Origin of the sequence: Stenotrophomonas sp. CFBP8980 (genome assembly GCF_034046095.1) — a bacterium.
GTDB lineage: Bacteria > Pseudomonadota > Gammaproteobacteria > Xanthomonadales > Xanthomonadaceae > Stenotrophomonas > Stenotrophomonas lacuserhaii.
In genome coordinates this window covers 462,050-480,594 of record NZ_JAXCXF010000001.1, presented here as the reverse complement: position 1 = coordinate 480,594, position 18,545 = coordinate 462,050, and the positions used below count along the sequence as shown (strand labels likewise).

General features: G+C 66.9%; 20 protein-coding genes. 9 read left to right on the top strand and 11 right to left on the bottom strand.

What is annotated here, in order from left to right; translation table 11 throughout:
• Positions 1–35: 35 nt before the first annotated feature.
• The 8 genes from trpD to SOM47_RS02255 all read right to left on the bottom strand — a co-directional run bounded on the left by trpD (position 36) and on the right by SOM47_RS02255 (position 6,789).
• Entirely contained in the window at positions 36–1,067 is a 1,032-nt protein-coding gene (gene trpD / locus SOM47_RS02290) for an anthranilate phosphoribosyltransferase (RefSeq protein ID WP_042614280.1), read from the bottom strand.
• A gap of 28 nt (positions 1,068–1,095) precedes the next feature.
• Entirely contained in the window at positions 1,096–1,674 is a 579-nt protein-coding gene (locus SOM47_RS02285; RefSeq protein ID WP_320504642.1) for an anthranilate synthase component II, read from the bottom strand.
• Positions 1,675–1,740: 66 nt separating this feature from the next.
• Complete coding sequence (gene trpE, locus SOM47_RS02280; RefSeq protein WP_320504641.1) at positions 1,741–3,231, bottom strand: anthranilate synthase component I; 1,491 nt, start codon at positions 3,229–3,231, stop codon at positions 1,741–1,743.
• A 457-nt stretch (positions 3,232–3,688) separates the two neighbouring features.
• Positions 3,689–4,015, bottom strand: coding sequence for a hypothetical protein (locus tag SOM47_RS02275; RefSeq protein ID WP_042614277.1), 327 nt, complete (start codon positions 4,013–4,015; stop codon positions 3,689–3,691).
• 77 nt (positions 4,016–4,092) lie between these two features.
• Complete coding sequence (gene yegS, locus SOM47_RS02270) at positions 4,093–5,034, bottom strand: lipid kinase YegS (RefSeq protein ID WP_320504640.1); 942 nt, start codon at positions 5,032–5,034, stop codon at positions 4,093–4,095.
• 181 nt (positions 5,035–5,215) lie between these two features.
• Complete coding sequence (locus tag SOM47_RS02265) at positions 5,216–5,689, bottom strand: GNAT family N-acetyltransferase (RefSeq protein ID WP_042614275.1); 474 nt, start codon at positions 5,687–5,689, stop codon at positions 5,216–5,218.
• Between the two features lie 60 nt (positions 5,690–5,749).
• Positions 5,750–6,421 (bottom strand): ribulose-phosphate 3-epimerase, encoded by a 672-nt coding sequence (rpe, locus tag SOM47_RS02260; RefSeq protein ID WP_042614274.1) that lies wholly within the window; start codon positions 6,419–6,421, stop codon positions 5,750–5,752.
• Between the two features lie 38 nt (positions 6,422–6,459).
• Positions 6,460–6,789 (bottom strand): J domain-containing protein, encoded by a 330-nt coding sequence (locus SOM47_RS02255; protein ID WP_042614273.1) that lies wholly within the window; start codon positions 6,787–6,789, stop codon positions 6,460–6,462.
• A gap of 142 nt (positions 6,790–6,931) precedes the next feature.
• Between SOM47_RS02255 and SOM47_RS02250 the strand changes: the two genes are divergently transcribed.
• The 8 genes from SOM47_RS02250 to SOM47_RS02215 all read left to right on the top strand — a co-directional run bounded on the left by SOM47_RS02250 (position 6,932) and on the right by SOM47_RS02215 (position 14,696).
• Positions 6,932–7,858, top strand: a complete 927-nt coding sequence (locus SOM47_RS02250) for a phosphoribosylaminoimidazolesuccinocarboxamide synthase (RefSeq protein WP_042614272.1) — start codon at positions 6,932–6,934, stop codon at positions 7,856–7,858.
• Positions 7,859–7,929: 71 nt separating this feature from the next.
• A complete protein-coding gene (locus SOM47_RS02245) occupies positions 7,930–8,412 on the top strand; it encodes an Mpo1 family 2-hydroxy fatty acid dioxygenase (RefSeq protein WP_320504639.1) in 483 nt (160 codons plus the stop codon).
• A gap of 331 nt (positions 8,413–8,743) precedes the next feature.
• A complete protein-coding gene (locus SOM47_RS02240; RefSeq protein ID WP_320504638.1) occupies positions 8,744–11,572 on the top strand; it encodes a monovalent cation/H+ antiporter subunit A in 2,829 nt (942 codons plus the stop codon).
• On the top strand, positions 11,572–11,949 hold the full coding sequence (locus tag SOM47_RS02235; RefSeq protein ID WP_042614269.1) for a Na+/H+ antiporter subunit C: 378 nt from the start codon (positions 11,572–11,574) through the stop codon (positions 11,947–11,949). The genes SOM47_RS02240 and SOM47_RS02235 overlap by 1 nt, the downstream gene beginning before the upstream one ends.
• Positions 11,946–13,481, top strand: coding sequence for a monovalent cation/H+ antiporter subunit D (locus tag SOM47_RS02230; protein WP_320504637.1), 1,536 nt, complete (start codon positions 11,946–11,948; stop codon positions 13,479–13,481). The genes SOM47_RS02235 and SOM47_RS02230 overlap by 4 nt, the downstream gene beginning before the upstream one ends.
• Complete coding sequence (locus SOM47_RS02225; RefSeq protein WP_042614267.1) at positions 13,478–13,984, top strand: Na+/H+ antiporter subunit E; 507 nt, start codon at positions 13,478–13,480, stop codon at positions 13,982–13,984. Before SOM47_RS02230 ends, SOM47_RS02225 begins: the two co-directional genes overlap by 4 nt.
• A complete protein-coding gene (locus SOM47_RS02220) occupies positions 13,981–14,265 on the top strand; it encodes a K+/H+ antiporter subunit F (RefSeq protein ID WP_042614266.1) in 285 nt (94 codons plus the stop codon). The genes SOM47_RS02225 and SOM47_RS02220 overlap by 4 nt, the downstream gene beginning before the upstream one ends.
• Positions 14,262–14,696, top strand: coding sequence for a Na+/H+ antiporter subunit G (locus SOM47_RS02215; protein ID WP_042614265.1), 435 nt, complete (start codon positions 14,262–14,264; stop codon positions 14,694–14,696). The genes SOM47_RS02220 and SOM47_RS02215 overlap by 4 nt, the downstream gene beginning before the upstream one ends.
• A gap of 86 nt (positions 14,697–14,782) precedes the next feature.
• On the opposite strand, the gene SOM47_RS02210 is transcribed toward SOM47_RS02215, so the two are convergent.
• The gene (locus SOM47_RS02210; RefSeq protein ID WP_042614264.1) at positions 14,783–15,739 is read right to left on the bottom strand and encodes a sodium:calcium antiporter; all 957 of its coding nucleotides are present in this window, start codon (positions 15,737–15,739) and stop codon (positions 14,783–14,785) included.
• A gap of 145 nt (positions 15,740–15,884) precedes the next feature.
• Complete coding sequence (locus tag SOM47_RS02205; protein WP_192085202.1) at positions 15,885–16,508, bottom strand: hypothetical protein; 624 nt, start codon at positions 16,506–16,508, stop codon at positions 15,885–15,887.
• 123 nt (positions 16,509–16,631) lie between these two features.
• Between SOM47_RS02205 and SOM47_RS02200 the strand changes: the two genes are divergently transcribed.
• Positions 16,632–17,222 carry a hypothetical protein gene (locus SOM47_RS02200; RefSeq protein WP_320504636.1) on the top strand — a complete coding sequence of 197 codons (591 nt, stop codon included), beginning with the start codon at positions 16,632–16,634 and terminating at the stop codon, positions 17,220–17,222.
• A 20-nt stretch (positions 17,223–17,242) separates the two neighbouring features.
• On the opposite strand, the gene hmgA is transcribed toward SOM47_RS02200, so the two are convergent.
• Positions 17,243–18,541: a homogentisate 1,2-dioxygenase gene (gene hmgA / locus SOM47_RS02195; RefSeq protein WP_320504635.1), complete on the bottom strand. Its 1,299-nt coding sequence runs from the start codon at positions 18,539–18,541 to the stop codon at positions 17,243–17,245.
• Positions 18,542–18,545 lie beyond the last annotated feature (4 nt).

Sequence of the window (18,545 nt, the reverse complement as noted above, 5' to 3'; positions counted from 1 at the left end):
ACGGAGGGAGTTAAGTCGTTTCCGGCGTTGCCGCCTCAGCCTGCCAGCACGCGGGTGATGTCGACGTACTGTTGCAGGCGCGCGCGGGCGCTGCCATCGGCGATCGCGGCGCGGGCACGTGCGAGGCCATCAGCGATGTCGCTGGCCACGTCGGCCACGTACAGGGCCGCACCCGCGTTCAGCGCCACGATGTCCAGCGCCGGGCCCGGCTCGTTGTCCAGCACCGCACGCAGCATCGCGATGGACTGTTCCGGGCCATCCACGCGCAGGTTGCGGCTGGCCGACATGGCGATGCCGAAGTCCTCCGGGTGGATCTCGTACTCGCGGACCTTGCCGTCGCGCAGCTCACCCACCAGGGTGCCGGCGCCAAGCGAGATCTCGTCCATGTTGTCGCGGCCCCACACCACCATGGCACGCGCGGTGTCCAGCTCGCGCAGCACGCGCGCCTGGATGCCGACCAGGTCCGGATGGAACACGCCCATCAGCACCGACGGTGCGCTGGCCGGGTTGGTCAGCGGGCCCAGGATGTTGAAGATGGTGCGCACGCCCATCTCCCGCCGGACCGGCGCCACGACCTTCATCGCCGGGTGGTGGATGGGCGCGAACATGAAGCCCACGCCGGTCTGTTCGATGGCCTGCGCCACCTGCGCCGGCTGCAGTTCGATCACCGCGCCCAGTGCTTCCACCGCATCGGCGCTTCCGGATTTGGACGACACGCTGCGGTTGCCATGCTTGGCCACGCGCGCACCGGCAGCGGCGGCCACGAACATCGAACAGGTGGAGATGTTGAAGGTGTGCGAGCCATCGCCGCCGGTGCCGACGATATCGACCATGTGGCGGGTATCGGTGACCGGTACCGGCAGCGCGAACTCGCGCATCACGGTCGCAGCGGCGGCGATCTCATCCACCGTTTCCTTCTTGACCCGCAGCCCGGTCAGGATCGCGGCGGTCATCATCGGCGACACATCGCCGCGCATGATCTGCCGCATCAGGTCGACCATCTCTTCGAAGAAGATCTCGCGGTGTTCGATGGTGCGTTGCAGGGCTTCCTGGGGGGAGAAGCGCATCGATGGACTCCTGGGGTCGGCGTGCAGCTCAGCGCTGCAGGAAGTTTCGCAGCAGCGCGTGGCCGTGCTCGGTAAGGATGGATTCGGGATGGAACTGCACGCCTTCCACCGGATGTTCACGATGGCGCAGGCCCATGATTTCCTCCACCGTACCGTCCTCGTTCTCGGTCCAGGCGGTGACCTCCAGGCACGCCGGCAGCCGCGCCTTGTCCACCACCAACGAGTGATAACGCGTGGCATGGTAGCGATCCGGCAGACCGGCGAACACGCCCTTGCCTTCATGGCGGATCGGCGAGGTCTTGCCGTGCATGATGTTGCCCGCACGGATCACCGTGCCGCCATACACCTGTCCGATGCCCTGGTGGCCCAGGCAGACGCCGAGGATCGGCGTGGTCGGGCCCAGCCGCTGGATCAGTTCCAGCGAAATGCCGGCCTCGTTGGGCGTGCATGGGCCGGGCGAAATCACGATGCGTTCGGGCTTGTGCGCGGCGATCTCATCGACCGTCATCGCATCGTTGCGCACCACCTTGACCTCGGCACCCAGCGTCTGCAGGTACTGCACGAGGTTGTAGGTGAAGCTGTCGTAGTTGTCGATCATCCACAACATGGATCAGGTTCCAGACTTCGTAGGGGAGACGGGCGCGCAGGACGCGCGCCAGGAAAATGAAGCGCGTTACAGGCCCTTGGCCGCCTGGGCGACCGCGCGGAACAGCGCGCGGCCCTTGTTCATCGTCTCGTCCCATTCCTTCTGCGGGTCCGAGTCGTAGACGATGCCGGCGCCGGCCTGTACGTGCAGGCGGCCGTCCTTGATCACCGCAGTGCGGATCGCAATGGCGGTGTCCGCATCGCCATGCCAGCCGATGTAGCCGATGCTGCCGGCATACACGTTGCGCTTGATCGGCTCCAGTTCGCGGATCACTTCCAGCGCGCGGATCTTCGGCGCGCCACTGACCGTGCCGGCCGGGAACGTGGCGCGCAGCACGTCGGCATAGCTCAGGCCCGGCTGCAGTTGCCCGGTCACCTCGCTGACGATGTGCATCACATGGCTGTAGCGCTCGATCACGAACTGCTCGCCGACCTCCACCGTGCCAGCGCTGGAAACGCGGCCGGCATCGTTGCGGCCCAGGTCGATCAGCATCAGGTGTTCGGCCCGCTCCTTCGGATCAGCCAGCAGTTCGGCTTCCAGTGCGTTGTCCTCTTCCACCGTGGCGCCACGCGGCCGCGTGCCGGCGATCGGCCGCACGGTGACATGACCCACGCCGTCGGCGTCGTGCTGCAGGCGCACCAGGATCTCCGGCGACGAGCCCACCACCTGCATGTCACCGACATCCAGGAAATACATGTATGGCGAAGGATTGAGCGCCCGCAGCGCGCGGTAGACATCCACCGGCCGCGCCTTGAACGGCACGCTCAGGCGCTGGCTCAGCACCACCTGGAAGATGTCGCCGGAGCGGATGTAATCCTTGCTGCGTTCCACCGCGTCGATGAAACCCTCGCGGGTGAAGCCGGAGATGAAGTCACCCTCGTCCAGTACGTCGCTGTGCAGCGGCGCGGGATAGCCGGCGCCGGGCGCACGCAGCTTGCCGGCCAGCGCGTCCAGCCGCGCCTGCGCCTCGTCCCAGGCACCGGGCTGGCGCGGGTCGGCATGCACGATCAGGTACAGCCGTCCCTTGAGGTTGTCGAACACCGCCAGCTCTTCGGAATGCATCAGCAGGATGTCCGGCGTGCCCAGTTCATCGCGCCCGGCCGGCGGCGCCAGGCGGGGTTCGATGTAGCCGATGCATTCGAAGCCGAACCAGCCGACCAGCCCGCCGGTGAAGCCGGGCAACCCGTCCAGCTTGGGCACCGAATGCGCGCTGCGCAGCGCCTCGACTTCGGCGAAGGGGTCGGCCACTTCCCGGGTTTCCACGACCTGGCCGTGTTCGGCGATGGTCAGGGTGCGGCCGCGGAAGGTGTACACGCGGCGCGCCGGCAGGCCGATGATGGAATAGCGCCCGAAGCGCTCGCCGCCTTCGACCGATTCGAACAGATAGGTGTGCGGGCCGTCGGCCAGCTTCAGGTAGACCGAGAGCGGCGTGTCCAGGTCGGACAGCACTTCACGGACGACGGGGATGCGGGTGTGGCCTTCAGCGGCCTGCTGCTGGAACTGGGCGGGGGTGTTCAACACGACTTTCCTTCCGGGATACGGCGTTTTCTGGGCGGACGACGGCTACGGGCCACCATCGCCAGTTACGGCGTGCGGAAGAAACGGATCGCGGGGTCGTCAGGATGGACACCCGGTCACTGTACCGCATGGGCCGCCCCAGGCGGAAGCCGTCCGCCGCGCGCGTGACTGCCCCTCCCCCGGGGCCTGGACCATGCGCAGGGCGGCTCGCTGGTAGTGACGGCCGCTGGCCGTCAGCCTCTGCTCGGGTGGGTGACGACACTGGCCGTCATGGGCCCTGCCGCTGTGCTCGCCGAGCACGGCTCGGCGCTACCGTTCGCGTGCCCTGCTGCTCCTGTTCCCGCTGCTTTGGGGCGGCGACCCCCTCAACCTGCCGCAATCCGCGCTACAGATTGCGCCATGGCAGCGCCGCCCTTTCCGGGACGGCGCCGCCACTACGCCGATCGAGGTGCGTTGATCAGCGCTGGAACGGGCTGGCCTTGATCGGCTCACCCTTCTTATTGCAGGCGGGTGGATTGGTCATGCCCATCGAGAGCAGGTTGCCCCCATTGATGATGCAGACGAACTCCTTGCCGTCCGATGCCTTCAGATTGGCGTAGGTGTTAGTGCCTTCGGTGCGACGGCTGACAAGGGTCAACTGCGACGGCTCGTAGCCCAGGGCGCCGGCCGACTGCGATTTGATCTTGTCGTCATCCAAAACGTTCGTCTTCGCGGCGATCGTGCTGCAACCGGTCAATGCAACCAACAGGGTGATCGAAGCCAATGAGATGACAGCTGATTTCACGGCATGTACTCCTTGTGAGTGAGTTATGAAGCTGACCGCAGGGACGTGCTGCGCGGGTCAAATCCAGTATGCCAGACCTATCGGCTTGTCGACCGGGACAGCAGCGGGCAATCCGCAGGCAGATGCATGCGCACGCGGCGCGGCACGCATTCGATGCGGAAATGCCGTGCTTCCACGGGCTCACCGTCCAGGTTGAGGGTCAGCGGCTTTTCGGCGCGGATCTCCACCCGGGTCAAACGGGTGCGGGTTGCGACATGCTCCAGCGCCGCCTCTTTGCCGCCGGTCACCAGTTGGCCCAGCATCGCGCCGACTTCGCCGGTCAGTTCCGGAATGATGGTGACGTCCAGCTGGCCATCATCGATGACCGCCTGCGGGCACAGCGCCTGGCCACCACCGGCCTGGCGGCCGTTGCCGATGCCCAGCGCGATGAAGCCGCCTTCCCAGTCGAAGCCGGGGCCGTGCACGCGCGCCAGGATCGGCTCGATGCGGCCCAGCTTGGAGATGCCGGTCAGCACATAGGCCAGGCCGCCCAGCACCTTCTTCAGGCCCTCATCGGTTTCCACCGTCACCTGCGTGCCGAAGCCACCGCTGGCGACATTGGCGCACCACCAGACCTTGCCATCGGCTTCGATGCGCAGCAGGTCGATCGCGCGCGGGTCCTGTGCGGTGATCAGCGCCAGCACATCGGCGGGGGTCTCAGGGAAGCCCGCCGCGGTGGCGAAATCATTGGCGGTGCCCAGCGGCAAGAGCGCCAGGGAAGGCAGCGCATCGGCGGGCTCATCGCGGTGCGCCAGCGTTTCCGCCACCGCGCTCAGGGTGCCATCCCCGCCGCCGGCGATGATCACCTCCACCCCGTTGTCGATGGCTTCGGCCACGTAGCGCTCGGCATCGCCCGCCTCCCAGGTGACCCGCACTTCAAGGTTAATCCCGCGTTCGCGCCAAGCCGTGACCGCCTCGCGCACATCGACGTCCCCGGCGGATTTTCCGTTCAGGATCAAGCGCCAGCGCGAAAGGCTCATGGGGGGTTCCGGGGGTGGGGGCGGCACAGGCTAGCAGCCGTGCGTTCTTTGCTGGTGAATGTCATCAGCGTGTCACCGACAGCCCGGAACATGGGAGGCCATAGCAGGGAAGACGGATGGAGGCAGGATCAGCCTCCCACTATTCCAGCAGGGCCACGCCGGCAGCGGCGTGGTCTTTTTTTCAGGCGGCGGCGAAGGCGCGCAATGCATCGCCTTCCAGCCGGTACACCGTCCATTCGTCCTGTGGCCGCGCGCCGGCGGCGACGTAGAAATCGATCGCAGGCTGGTTCCAGTCCAGCACCGACCATTCGAAACGCCCGCAACCCTCGGCCACCGCCTGCCGCGCGATGTGCTTCAGCAACGCCTTGCCGGCGCCGGATCCCCGCTTTTCCGGGCTGATGTACAGGTCTTCCAGGTAGATGCCCTTGCGGCCCAGCCACGTGGAATAGTTATGGAAATAGACCGCATAGCCGATCGCTTCGCCGTCGGCTTCGCAGACCAGCGCCTGGGCACTGGCATCGGGCCCGAACAGGCTGGCGGCGATCCCCGCTTCGTCGGTCTGCACCGATGATTCGGCCTTCTCGTAGATCGCCAGTTCGCGGATGAAGCGCAGGATCAGTCCTGCATCGGCGACGGTGGCCGGACGGATGTTCATGGGCAGAAAAAGGGGACGGAGGGAATTAAACGAGTTTAATTCCCTCCGTCCCCTTTTATCTCATCGCGCCGCGGCGACGTTGGCGCGCATCGCGCTGATCACCTGCTGGTAATCCGGGGCGTTGAAGATCGCCGAGCCGGCCACGAAGGCATCGGCGCCGGCCGCGGCGATCGCCCCGATGTTCTCGGCCTTCACCCCGCCGTCGATCTCCAGGCGGATGTCCTTGCCACTGGCATCGATCTTCTGCCGCACCACGCGCAGTTTGTCCAGCGCGGACGGAATGAAGGCCTGCCCACCGAAGCCCGGGTTCACCGACATCAGCAGCACCAGGTCCAGGTCGTCCAGCACCCAGTCCAGGATGTCCACCGGCGTGCCGGGGTTGAGCACCAGGCCCGGCTTGCAGCCCAGCGAGCGGATCAGCTGGATGGTGCGGTGGGGGTGGCGGCTGGCCTCCGGATGGAAGCTGATATAGGTGGCACCGGCCTCGGCGAAATCCGGGATGATCCGGTCCACCGGCTCCACCATCAGGTGCACGTCGATCGGCGCGGTGACGCCGTGCTTGCGCAGCGCCTGGCAGACCAGCGGGCCGATGGTCAGGTTGGGCACGTAATGGTTGTCCATCACATCGAAATGGACCCAGTCCGCGCCGGCAGCGAGAACGTTGTCGACTTCTTCGCCGAGACGGGCGAAGTTGGCCGACAGGATGGACGGGGCGATGATGCAGTTGGACATGGCCAGGCCTTCGAAGCAGGAAGAAAGAGGGGCAGGACTCAGCGCTTGCGCAGGGTCTTGATGCGGTCGTAGGCGGCATTCACGCGGCGGCTCTTGGCCTCGGCCTGCTTGAGCAGTTCCGGCGCGGCGCCGACCAGCTTGTCAGGATGGTATTGCGACATCAGGCGGCGGTAGGCCAGGTCGATTTCCGACTCGGTCGCCGACGAGGTCAGTCCCAGCTCACGGTAGGGGTTTTCCTTGTTCAGGCGGAACCAGTCGGCGTCGAACGCATGGCCGATCAGCAGGCCCAGCACCGCGCCAAACAAGGGATTGGGCCGGAACAGCAGGGCCCCGGCGATGAAACCCAGCAGTTTTCCGTACCAGCGCATGGCGCTCCGGGCAGATTTGGCCAATTGGCTTTCCATTTTACGTCACAGCCGCCCCGGACGGCTTTACACTAGGCCGCCCGCTGGCCGGCGGGCCCTCCGGGTCCCTGGGCAGCTCGTATCGACGAAGCCCCCAGGAGTGCCCGTGCCGACCACGTTGTTGCAATCCGATCTTCCCGGCCTGCCCTTGCGCCATCGCGGCAAGGTGCGTGACGTTTTCGATATTCCGCGCGAGCGCCTGCCCGAAGGCACGCCGCCGGGGGACTACCTGCTGATGGTAGCCACCGATCGCCTGTCGGCCTTCGACGTGGTGCTGCCCGACCCGATCCCCGGCAAGGGCGAAATGCTCTGCCAGGTGTCCAACTTCTGGTTCGCCAAGACCGCGCACCTGATGCCCAACCACCTGACCGGCATCGACGTGGCCAGCGTGCTGCCCGACGGCGTGGACGCGGCGCTGTACGCCAAGCGCGCGGTGGTTACCCGGAAGCTGAAGCCGGTGCCGGTGGAAGCGATCGCCCGCGGTTACCTGATCGGCAGCGGCTGGAAGGATTACCAGCGCACCGGCAAGGTCAGCGGCATTGAACTGCCCGACGGCCTGCGCCAGGCCGAAAAGCTGCCCGAGCCGATCTTCACCCCGTCCACCAAGGCCGCCGTCGGCGACCACGACGAGAACATCGATTTCGATGCGATGGTCAAGGCGGTCGGCGTGGACCTGGCCGAGCGCGTGCGCGATGCGACCCTGCGCATCTATGCCTTCGCCGCCGATTACGCGCGTGAGCGCGGCATCATCCTGGCCGACACCAAGTTCGAGTTCGGCACCGATGAAGACGGCCGCCTGTACATCATGGACGAGATGCTGACCCCGGATTCTTCGCGCTACTGGCCGGCCGACGAGTACGAAGTGGGCACCAGCCCGCCGAGCTACGACAAGCAGTTCGTGCGCGATTACCTGGAGACGCTGGACTGGGGCAAGACCGCACCGGGCCCGTCCATTCCGGCAGAAGTGATCGAGCGCACGCGTGCCAAGTACGCCGAAGCCCTGCAGCGACTGGCCGGCATCAGCGTCGATTGAGGCGGCGGCGGGCGCTGCCCGCCCTCCTCTGGAAAGCTCGCCGGCCACGTGCCGGCACGATCGGAGGCACCATGTCCAGCACCTCGCTTGCCCGCCCCGTAGACCGCTACTTCGCCAGCTATTCCGACGACCACCGCAACCTCACCAACCAGCGCATCCACGTGGTCGCGGTGCCGGCCATCCTGTGGTCGGTGGTGGCCCTGCTGTGGTGCCTGCCGCCGCTGATCACCTGGTTCCAGAACGGCATCTGGGCGGGCCTGGCGATGTTCGGCGCGTGGTGCTTCTACAACCGCCTGTCGCGCCCGTTGGGGCTGGGCATGCTGGCCGTGCTGTTCGTGATCGGCTGCACCTGCCGCCTGCTGGAAGCGGAAATAGGGTTGGGCAACCTGGCCCGCCTGGCCGGCGCGGTGTTCGTGCTGGCGTGGATCGCGCAGTTCCTCGGCCACAAGCTCGAAGGCCGCAAGCCCAGCTTCCTGACCGACCTCACCTACCTGCTGATCGGCCCGGCCTGGGTGCTGGCCAAGGTCTATCGCCGCCTCGATTGGCGTTACTGACCTCTTTTCCCTGAACGAGCGGACGAGCCGTTTTCGACGCCCGTCGTGGCGACGCGAGATCCCCATCCACGCGCCATCGGGGCCCACAACACACCGCACCATCCCTTTGCAGCCCCTGCCGTACGGGCACCTTGGAGCTGCACGCGCCATTCGCGACAGATCCGGCAAAGTGGTTGCGCCGGTGAGGTCAACCCCTTCCGGCCCGGCATCGACAGGGCAAAAAAATGAATCAGCACACGTTCGGTGCAATTGGTGGCCTATTCGTGGGTATCGGCAGCAAATGTCGGCCTGTTAGACTGCATGACCTGCTCGTGAATCGCGTATTCCCTGCATGATCCCAAGCCTGATCCTGCTGCTCGCCCTGCCCTTCATCCTGGCCGTGGCGGTTGCCGCATTCTCCCGAAGTTCCCGCCGCACGGCCGCCTGGTTGGCCGCGGCCGCGCCGTTGGCTGGCCTGGCCATCCTCGCCACGCTCACCCCCGCCGTACTGGACGGAGAGGTGCTGCGCAGCAGTGGCCAATGGCTGCCGCAGATCGGCCTGGATTTCACCCTGCGCCTGGATGGCCTGGCGTGGATGTTCGCCGGCATGGTGCTGGGCATAGGCGCATTGGTGGTGCTGTACGCCCATTACTACCTGAGCCCGCAGGACAACGCGCACCGCTTCTTCTGCTACCTGCTGCTGTTCATGGGCGCCATGCTGGGCATGGTGCTGTCCGGTAACCTGCTGCTGCTGATGATCTTCTGGGAGCTGACCAGCATCAGTTCGTTCCTGTTGATCGGCTTCTGGTCGCACCGCCAGGACGCCCGCGAAGGTGCCCGCATGGCGCTGGTCATCACCGGCGGCGGCGGCCTGGCGCTGCTCGGCGGCGTGCTGCTGATCGGGCGCATCGTCGGCAGCTTCGACCTGGACGTGGTGCTGGCCGCCGGCGACCAGATCCGCGCCAGCGCGCTGTACCCATATGCGCTGTTCCTCGTGCTGGCCGGCATCTTCACCAAGAGCGCGCAGTTCCCGTTCCACTTCTGGCTGCCACAGGCCATGGCCGCGCCCACGCCGGTGTCGGCCTATCTGCATTCGGCCACCATGGTGAAGGCCGGTGTGTTCCTGCTGGCCCGCCTGCACCCGGCCCTGGCCGGCACCGACCTGTTCTTCTACACCGTCAGCGGCATCGGTGCACTGACCCTGCTGATCGGGGCCTGGAACGCAATCTTCCAGCACGACCTGAAGGGCCTGCTGGCGTACTCCACGATCTCCCACCTGGGCCTGATCACCATGCTGTTCGGCCTGTCCAAGCCGATGGCGGTGGTGGCCGGTGTGTTCCATATCCTCAACCACGCCACGTTCAAGGCGTCGTTGTTCATGGCCGCCGGCATCATCGACCATGAAACCGGCACGCGTGACATGCGCAAGCTGGGCGGCCTGCGGCGGCTGATGCCGTTCACCAGTGCGCTGGCGATCATCGCCTCGCTGGCGATGGCCGGCATTCCGCTGCTCAACGGCTTCCTGTCCAAGGAAATGCTGTTCGCCGAGGCACTCGATGCAGGCGGTCCGGCGCTGATGCAGATGGCCATGTCGATCGCCGCGTTGCTGGCGGGTGTCTTCGGCGTGGCCTACAGCCTGCGCTTCGTACACGACACCTTCTTCGGCAAGGGCCCGCATGACCTGGACCGCGTGCCGCATGAGCCGCCACGCTGGATGAAGGTGCCGGTGGAGATCCTGGTGGTGATCTGCGTGGCCGTGGGTATCGCCCCGGCGCTGACCATCGCCCCGGTGCTGCATGCCGGTGCGGCGTCCATCCTCGGCGCGCAGATGCCCGAGTACAGCCTGTCCATCTGGCATGGCTTCAACCTGCCGCTGGCGATGAGCGCGGCCGGCGTGCTGGGCGGCGTGGTGCTGTATTTCGGCCTGCGCCGGCTGATCGACCTGTATGCGGTGCGCAACACCACGCCGGGCCGCGATGCCTTCCATCTGCAGCTGGACCTGCTTTCCGCGCTGGCGCAGAAACTGACCGGGGCCATCGCCAACGGCAGCCTGCAGCGCATGCTGCTCGGCCTGGTGGTGGTGGCGGTGGTGGCTGCCGCAGCGCCCTGGCTGGCCGCCCCGGCGTGGCCGAACTGGCCCTCTCCGCAGCCGATGCCGCTGCTCGGCTGGGCGTTGTGGGCGGTGATGATGGCCTGCGCCATGGCCACCCTGCGCATGTACAAGCAGCGCCTGCTGGCGGTGCTGCTGGTGGGCGGGGTGGGCCTGATGGTGGCGATGACCTTCGTGTTCCTGTCCGCACCGGACCTGGCGCTGACCCAGCTGCTGGTGGAAATGGTCACCCTGGTGCTGATGCTGCTGGGCATGAATTACCTGCCCGCCCAGTCGGTGACCGAGCGCTCCAGGCTGCGCAAATACCGCGATGCCGCGATCGCGCTGGTCGCCGGCGTCGGCCTGGCCGCGCTGGCCTACACCGCGATGACCCTGCCCCCGAACACGATGGCCGGCGAGATGCTTGCCCGTTCCCTGCCGGAGGCCTACGGCAGCAACGTGGTCAATGTCATCCTGGTCGACTTCCGCGGCTTCGATACCTTCGGCGAGATCACCGTGTTCGGCATCGCCGCGCTGGTGGTGCATGCCATGCTGCGGCGTTCGCGCATGGCGCCGGAGCAGATCATGCCCGGCCCGCCGATCAAACTGCCGGTGCCGGCCGACCTGGCGCAGATCATGTTCCCACTGACCCTGACCGTGTCGATCTTCATGTTCCTGCGCGGCCACAACTCGCCGGGCGGCGGCTTCATCGCCGGCCTCATCCTGGCCGTACCGCTGTTGATCCAGTACGTCATCCAGGGCACCGCCTCGGTCGAGTCGCGCTTCGGCTTCGATTACGTCCGCTGCATCGGCATCGGCCTGCTGATCGCCGTGGCCAGTGGCTCGGCTTCGATGCTGTTCGGCGTGCCGTTCCTGACCAGCGGCCACCTGGACCTGCACCTGCCGATCATCGGCGAAGTGCCGCTGGCCAGTGCGATTGGTTTCGATACCGGCGTCTACCTGGTGGTGTTTGGCGGGGCGATGTTGATGCTGTCGATGATGGGCACGATCAAGCCGTCGCGGACACGGACCGCGCGTCGCGGCGAGATCGATCCACAGAAGCGTTCGGCACTGACCGGGGAGATGCACTGATGGAACTGGCCATTGCAAGCGCCATCGGCGTGCTGACCATGCTCGGCGTGTACCTGCTGCTGCGCGCGCGCAGCTTCGATGTGATCCTGGGCATGACCTTCCTGTCCTATGCCACCAACCTGCTGATCTTTGCCGGCGGACGACTGGTCGCCGGCAGGCCGCCGGTGCTGAAGGAAGGCCTGGACGCGAACCTGGGCAACTACACCGATCCACTGCCGCAGGCGCTGGTGCTCACCGCCATCGTGATCGCCTTCGCGATGACCGCGGTCACCATCGTGCTGGCCATCCGCAGCCGCAGCGACAACCACAGCGACCACGTCGACGCGCACGAGCCTGACGACGATGCTCCGCCGCGCCGTGACGAGGACCACGCATGAACCATCTGGTGATCCTGCCGATCCTGGTCCCGCTGCTAGGCGCATCGCTGTCGCTGTTCGTTGAACACCGCCGCTACGGTCCGCGCGTACAGCGCGCGGTGTCGTGGACGGCGATGGCCGCGCTGTTCGCTTCGGTGCTGCTGCTGTTCGCGCGCACTGCCGATGGCGCGGCGATGGTCTACCTGCTCGGCGACTGGCCGGCGCGGCTGGGCATCGCGCTGGTGGCCGACCGCCTTTCAGCATGGATGCTGCTGACCACCGTGCTGCTGGCGATCGGCTGCCTGATGCATGCCTGTTCCGGCTGGGACCGGCGGGCCCCGCATTTCCATGCACTGTTCCAGTTCCAGCTGGTCGGCCTGAACGGTGCGTTCCTGACCGGCGACATCTTCAACCTGTTCGTGTTCTTCGAAGTGATGCTGATCGCTTCGTATGGCCTGCTGCTCAGCGGCGGGCGTGGCCTGCGCATGCGCATCGGCCTGCATTACGTCGTGTTCAACGTGACCGCCTCCACCCTGTTCCTGATCGCGCTGGGGCTGCTGTACGCCTCGCTGGGATCGTTGAACATGGCTGAACTGTCCCAGCGCATCGCCGAAGTACCGCCCTCGCACCTGGTACTGGTCAAGGCGACCATGGGCCTGCTGCTGCTTGTCTTCTGCGCGAAGGCGGCGCTGATGCCGCTGTACCTGTGGCTGCCCGAATCCTACGCGCGTGCACCGGCGGCAGTGGCTGCGCTGTTCGCGATCATGACCAAGGTCGGCCTGTACGCCGTGCTGCGCATCCAGAGCCTGTGGTTCGGTGATGAGGCCGGTGCCATGGCCGGGTATGGCCGCGACTGGCTGTTGTGGGCCGGTATCGCCACGCTGGTGCTGGGCGGGCTGGGCGTGCTCGCCGCCGTGCGCCTGCGGGTGCTGATCTCGTACCTGGTCGTGGTGTCGGCCGCCACCTTGTTCATCGCCTTCTCGGTCGGCAACCAGCAGGTGCTGGCAGCCGGCCTGTACTACCTGCCGCACAGCACCTTCGTGGCGGCCGCCCTGTTCCTGATCGCCGACCTGATCCGCCGTCGTCGCGGCGGTGCCAGCGACCGCAAGGAAGTCATCGCGCCGATGCCGGGCAAGCAGACACCGGCGGTGCTGTTCCTGATCGCCGCCATTTCGATCGCCGGCCTGCCGCCGCTGTCCGGTTTCCTGGCCAAGGCCGCGCTGTTGCAGGGCATGCCGCCGCAGCTGACCGCACCGGTGTGGACGGCGGTCCTGGGCAGCAGCCTGCTGGTCATCATGGGGCTGGCGCGGGGTGGCATCCGGCTGTTCTGGCGCGTGCCGCATGCCGAACCCGATGGTCCCCGGCCGCGCAAGGCGCCCACGCGCCGGGTGGAACTGCTGGCCGCCTGCCTGCTCCTCCTGTACGGCATCGGCATGACCGTCTTCGCGGCCCCGCTGCTGCGCCACGCCGATGCCATCGCCAGTGACCTGCTGCAGCCCTCCGGTTATGTGGACCAGGTGCGTGGCGAACAGCCGGAGATCCGTCACCCATGAACCAGAAACGCCCCCTGCTGCGCCGGATCTTTCCCTCGCTGCCGCTCACCGTCATGGTCATCGTGTTCTGGCTGCTGATGTCGGACAGCTTCAGCGTCGGCCTGCTCGCACTGGGCCTGCTGCTGGGCCTGGTCGTGCCGCTGTTTGCCGCGCGCCTGGACCGTGAGTTCGCCCGCATCGGGACGCTGCGGCCCGTGCCGAAATTGCTGATGACCACCCTGTGGGACATCCTGGTATCCAACATCGAAGTGGCCGGCCAGGTGCTGGGCAAGGAAAGCAGGATCCATCCAGGCTTCGTCTGGATTCCGCTGGACATCGCCAATGTGCACGGCATCGCTGCGCTGACCAGCATGATCACACTGACACCGGGCACCGTGTCGGCTGCACTGAGCGATGACCGCAAATACCTGCTGGTCCACGTACTGAACCTGGACGACGAGCAGCACCTGATCACCGAAATCAAACGCCGCTACGAGGCCCCGCTGATGGAGATCTTCCCATGACCGGTTTCGATGTCATCCAGAACACCCTGGTGGTGTGCATGCACGTGGTCGGGCTGGCCATGCTGCTGTCGACCTGGCGCCTGCTGCGCGGCCCCACCGTACCTGATCGCATCCTGGCGCTGGACACCCTGTCGGTGACCGCCATCGCGCAGTTGATGCTGTTCGGCATGTACCTCAATTCGGCGATCTACTTCGAGGCCGCGCTGATCATCGCCATGCTCGGCTTTGGCAGCACCGTGGTGCTGAGCAAGTTCGTGCTGCGCCGGGATATCGTCGAATGATCACCGCCATCCAGATCGTGCTGTCGGTGGTGCTGCTGTTCGGCTGCTTCTTCATCCTGGTGGGCGCGCTCGGCCTGGTGAAGCTGTCCACTTTCTTCAAGCGCCTGCACGCCCCGACCAAGGCCAGCACGCTGGGCGTTGGCTGCGTACTGGTGTCCTCGGTGGCTTACCACATCTTCCTCGGCCAGGACCCGCAGCCGCGCGAACTGCTGATCACCATCTTCCTGTTCATCACCGCACCGATCAGTGCGCACCTGATGGCCAAGGCGGCGCTGTCGCTGCTGATGGAAACGCGCCCCACGCTGCCGGGCAACGAGCGCGCCGAAGAAGAACAGTTGCCGCCGCCTGAGCCGGTACGCGAGAAGGTCGTGGAAGCGACCGACGATGTGTATACCTCCAACGAGAGCAAGACGGACGAGCGCGAGCGCTGATTCCGCCGGCCGGGCGATGCGCCCGCCGATGCAGCGCCACGCGTCCCGGGGCGCCTGGATGTCGAGCACGCTCGACACTGCCCCGCTCAGGCCACCAGCAGTCCCAGCTCCAACCCCACCCACGCCACGAACGCGCCCAGCAGCACACCGCCTTCGGCGCGGCTGATGCGCAGGTCACCGCGCAGCATCGGGTACAGCACCAGCGCGAAGGCCAGCACGGCCGGCAGTTCAAGCCGTACGAACGACGCCGGCAGTGCCAGCGGCTGCACCAGCGCCATCACGCCGATCACCAGCAGCAGGTTGACCACGCTGGAACCCAGCACGTGGCCCACCACCATGTCGCCCTGTCCGCGCCGCGCGGCCATCACCGCAGCGGCGACTTCAGGCAGCGCGGTGCCGATCGCCACCGGCAACAGGCCCACCAGCAATGGCGTCCAGCCGAGCGCAGCGCCGAAGTCCGCCGCGGCCCCCACAACCAGCCGGGCGCCCCAGTACAACGTCAATGCGGCGATCGCCATGCGCACCAGGTTCAAGGCCAGTCCCGGGCGTGACACCGCCGCGTCGGCGATCAGCGCCTGTACCTGCGGCACCTCATGCCGGCCACGGCGCAGCAGCAGCACGAAGAACAGGACGAAGGCCGCCAACAGCACGCCGCCTTCCCAGCGCAGCAGTTGTCCGTCCAGACCGAATACGATCAGCAGCAGCGCGGCCGCCAGCACGCCGAACCAGCTCGCCACGGTCACCCGCGCGCGCATCAGCAGAGGCACGGCGAGTGCGGCCAGCGCGAGGGTCAAGCCCAGGTTGGCCAGCGTGCTGCCCACCGCATTGCCGAGCGCAAGCTCGGGCTGGCCAACGGCCAGCGCGCGCGCATTGACTGCCAGCTCCGGCACGGACGTCGCGATGCCCAGCAGCAACAGGCCGGCGGTGAAGGGCGATGCGCCGAAGCGCTGGGCCAGCCCGGAAGCGGCCTTGACGACGGTGTCGCCGCCGAGACCCAGCAGGATGATGCCGAGCACGAACCAGGCGATGGCGAGGGCGATCATCAGGCAGTCCTTGAGCGGGAGTCACGGCGATTCTACGGTGGATCCCCGTGTCCCGGTGGCTGACGCCCCGCCCCTGGTGGGTGAGGCCCCGCTTCTGGTGGGTGACGACCGTTGGTCGTCACAGGGCCACCTCACCCCTCACCCCTCAACCACACCCTTCCACATAGTCCACCTGCGGCGGCAGGCCCACCCGCCACGCGCTGACCTTGCCATCGGCGCCAAGCGCGAAATCGATGATGCCGTGCCCTTCCTGCTCCGGACGCACGCGCAGATGCTGGGCCTGCGGATCGTACTTGTCCGGGCCCAGGTCGGCGCGTTCGGGATACAGCTGCTGCAGCTCGCCCAGGCTCATCCCCACGCGACCGCCGCCGGGGGCGACGATGCCCGGACCGCGCACGTCGTAGCGCACCAGCCGGTTGCCTTCGATCATCAGGAACGGGCCTTCGGCCGACTCCTTCTGCGGGCGGATGTAGTGGCATTCATCGTTCGGTACGTCGCCCTGCAGCGGCGCACCGAATCGACCGCGGACATCGTCCAGGCTCGCTCCCAGGTCCACCGCACCGAAGCCGTCCAGGCGCGCCGGGCTGTCACGCCGCGGATCGATCGGCGAGGCGTTGTTCAGGTCGGGATCGGCGGCGAGGTCGGCGTCCTTGGCAGGGTTGGTGGCTGCTTCGTTCATCGGAGAGGTCACCTCCGGGCTCGCTTCCGGGCCCTGGCTGCAGGCAGCAAGGGACAGGGCCAGCAGACCGGCTACGGGGAAGGCTTTCATTGGACATCTCCTGGAAGGCTGTGCGCGAACGCTACCGCGCCGGATGTGCACGCGCCGCATTGTCATCATGGTTTCACGGCAGGCATTCAGGCTCGGCCTGCACCGCCTTCTCTGCAGCCGCCCATGCTCCCGCGCAAGACCGACCAAGCCCGAACCGCGCTGCAGGCCCACCGCGCCCCGCTGGACATGCGCCAGCGCCGCCTGCTGATCCTCTGCGATGGCCAACGCGACCTCGTCGCGCTGACCACGATGATCGGTGCGGATGCCCCGGCGATGGTGATCCAGCTGGTCCAGGCCGGCTATCTGGTGACCACACCGGACGTGCTGGAAACGCCAGCTCCCACGCCGATGTCGCCTGCCCGCCCGGCCTCACCGATGGCGGCGCCCTCGGCGGCAGCTGCCCCGACCGCGCCATCCACTGAGCGTCGGCGTTCGATGGCCGCCGCCCGCATCTACCTGCTGGGCATCCTGGAAATGCAGCGTCATCCGCAGGCGGCCGCGGTGTTCCGCGAACTGCAGCAGGCCCGCCAGGAAGGCGACGTGGTGGACGCCATGCAGGGCGCCCTCGACGCCCTCACCGGCCTGACCTCGGCCGGCTACGCAGAACGCGTCCACGCCCGGCTGCTGGAAGTCATCCCGCATGAACACCTCAGCACGTTCAAAAAGGGGACGGAGGGAGTTAAGTCACTTCCGGCGGTGCCGGAAACGACTTAACTCCCTCCGTCCCCTTTTTGTCAGCGGAAGTTGTTGCGCAGGCCGTTCCAGCATTGCTGGTAGTCGCCCTGGCGATGGGCGGCCGACAGGGCCTGCGCGGTCGGGCGGATCACCCCGCGCGTTTCGAACATGAAAGCCATGGTGTCCTTGATCACGTCCGGCCGGGACAGGTCGGCCGCCGATGCCTTGTCGAAGGTCGGCGCATCCGGGCCGTGGCCACTCATGCAGTTGTGCAGCGACGCGCCGCCGGGCACGAAACCTTCGGCCTTCGCATCGTAGGCACCGTGCACCAGGCCCATGAACTCGCTGGCGATGTTGCGGTGGAACCATGGCGGCCGGAACGTGTGCTGGGCCACCAGCCAACGCGGCGGGAAGATCGCGAAATCCATGTTGCTGGTGCCGGCGGTATCGCTCGGCGAATGCAGCACCAGGAAGATCGACGGGTCCGGGTGGTCGAAGCTGATCGAACCGATCGTGTTGAAACGGCGCAGGTCGTAGCGGTACGGCGCGTAGTTGCCGTGCCAGGCCACCACGTCCAGCGGCGAATGGTCGATGCGCGCGCTCCACAACTGGCCGTCGAATTTCGCCACCAGTTCGAACTCGCCGTCGAGGTCTTCGAACGCCGCATGCGGGGTTTCGAAATCGCGCGGATTGGCCAGGCCATTGGAGCCGATCGGCCCCAGGTCGGGCAGCTTCAGCAACGCACCGAAGTTCTCGCAGACATACCCGCGCGCCTGCCCGTCCGGCAGCTCCACGCGGAAACGCACGCCGCGCGGGATCACCGCGATCTGCTGCGGCTCGATCTCGACCACGCCCATTTCGGTGAGCAGGCGCAGGCGTCCCAGCTGCGGGACGATCAGCAGCTCGCCATCGGCGTTGTAGAAGTAACGCCCCTGCATGTCACGGTTGGCGGCGTACAGGTGGATGGCCACGCCGGCATGCGCATCCGGGCCGCCGTTGCCGCCCATCGTGTACAGGCCTTCGACGAAATCAGTCGGTGCCTCGGGCAGCGGCAGCGGGCTCCAGCGCAGCTGGTTCGGCGCCGCCGGCAACCCGTGGAAGCTGCCCTGCAGGCGATCCTGCGCGAACGCGGTGAACTCGCCATGGGTTACCGCCGGGCGGATCCGATACAGCCAGCTGCGGCGGTTGCTGCCACGCGGGGCGGTGAACGCGGTCCCGGACAACTGCTCGGCATACAGCCCGTGGGCCACGGTCTGGGGCGCGTTCTGCCCGATCGGCAGCGCACCGGCCCGCGCCTCGCTGGCGAACTCGTTGCCGAACCCGGTCTGGTAGCCGCGTGCTTCGATGGTGCTGGTCATGTCT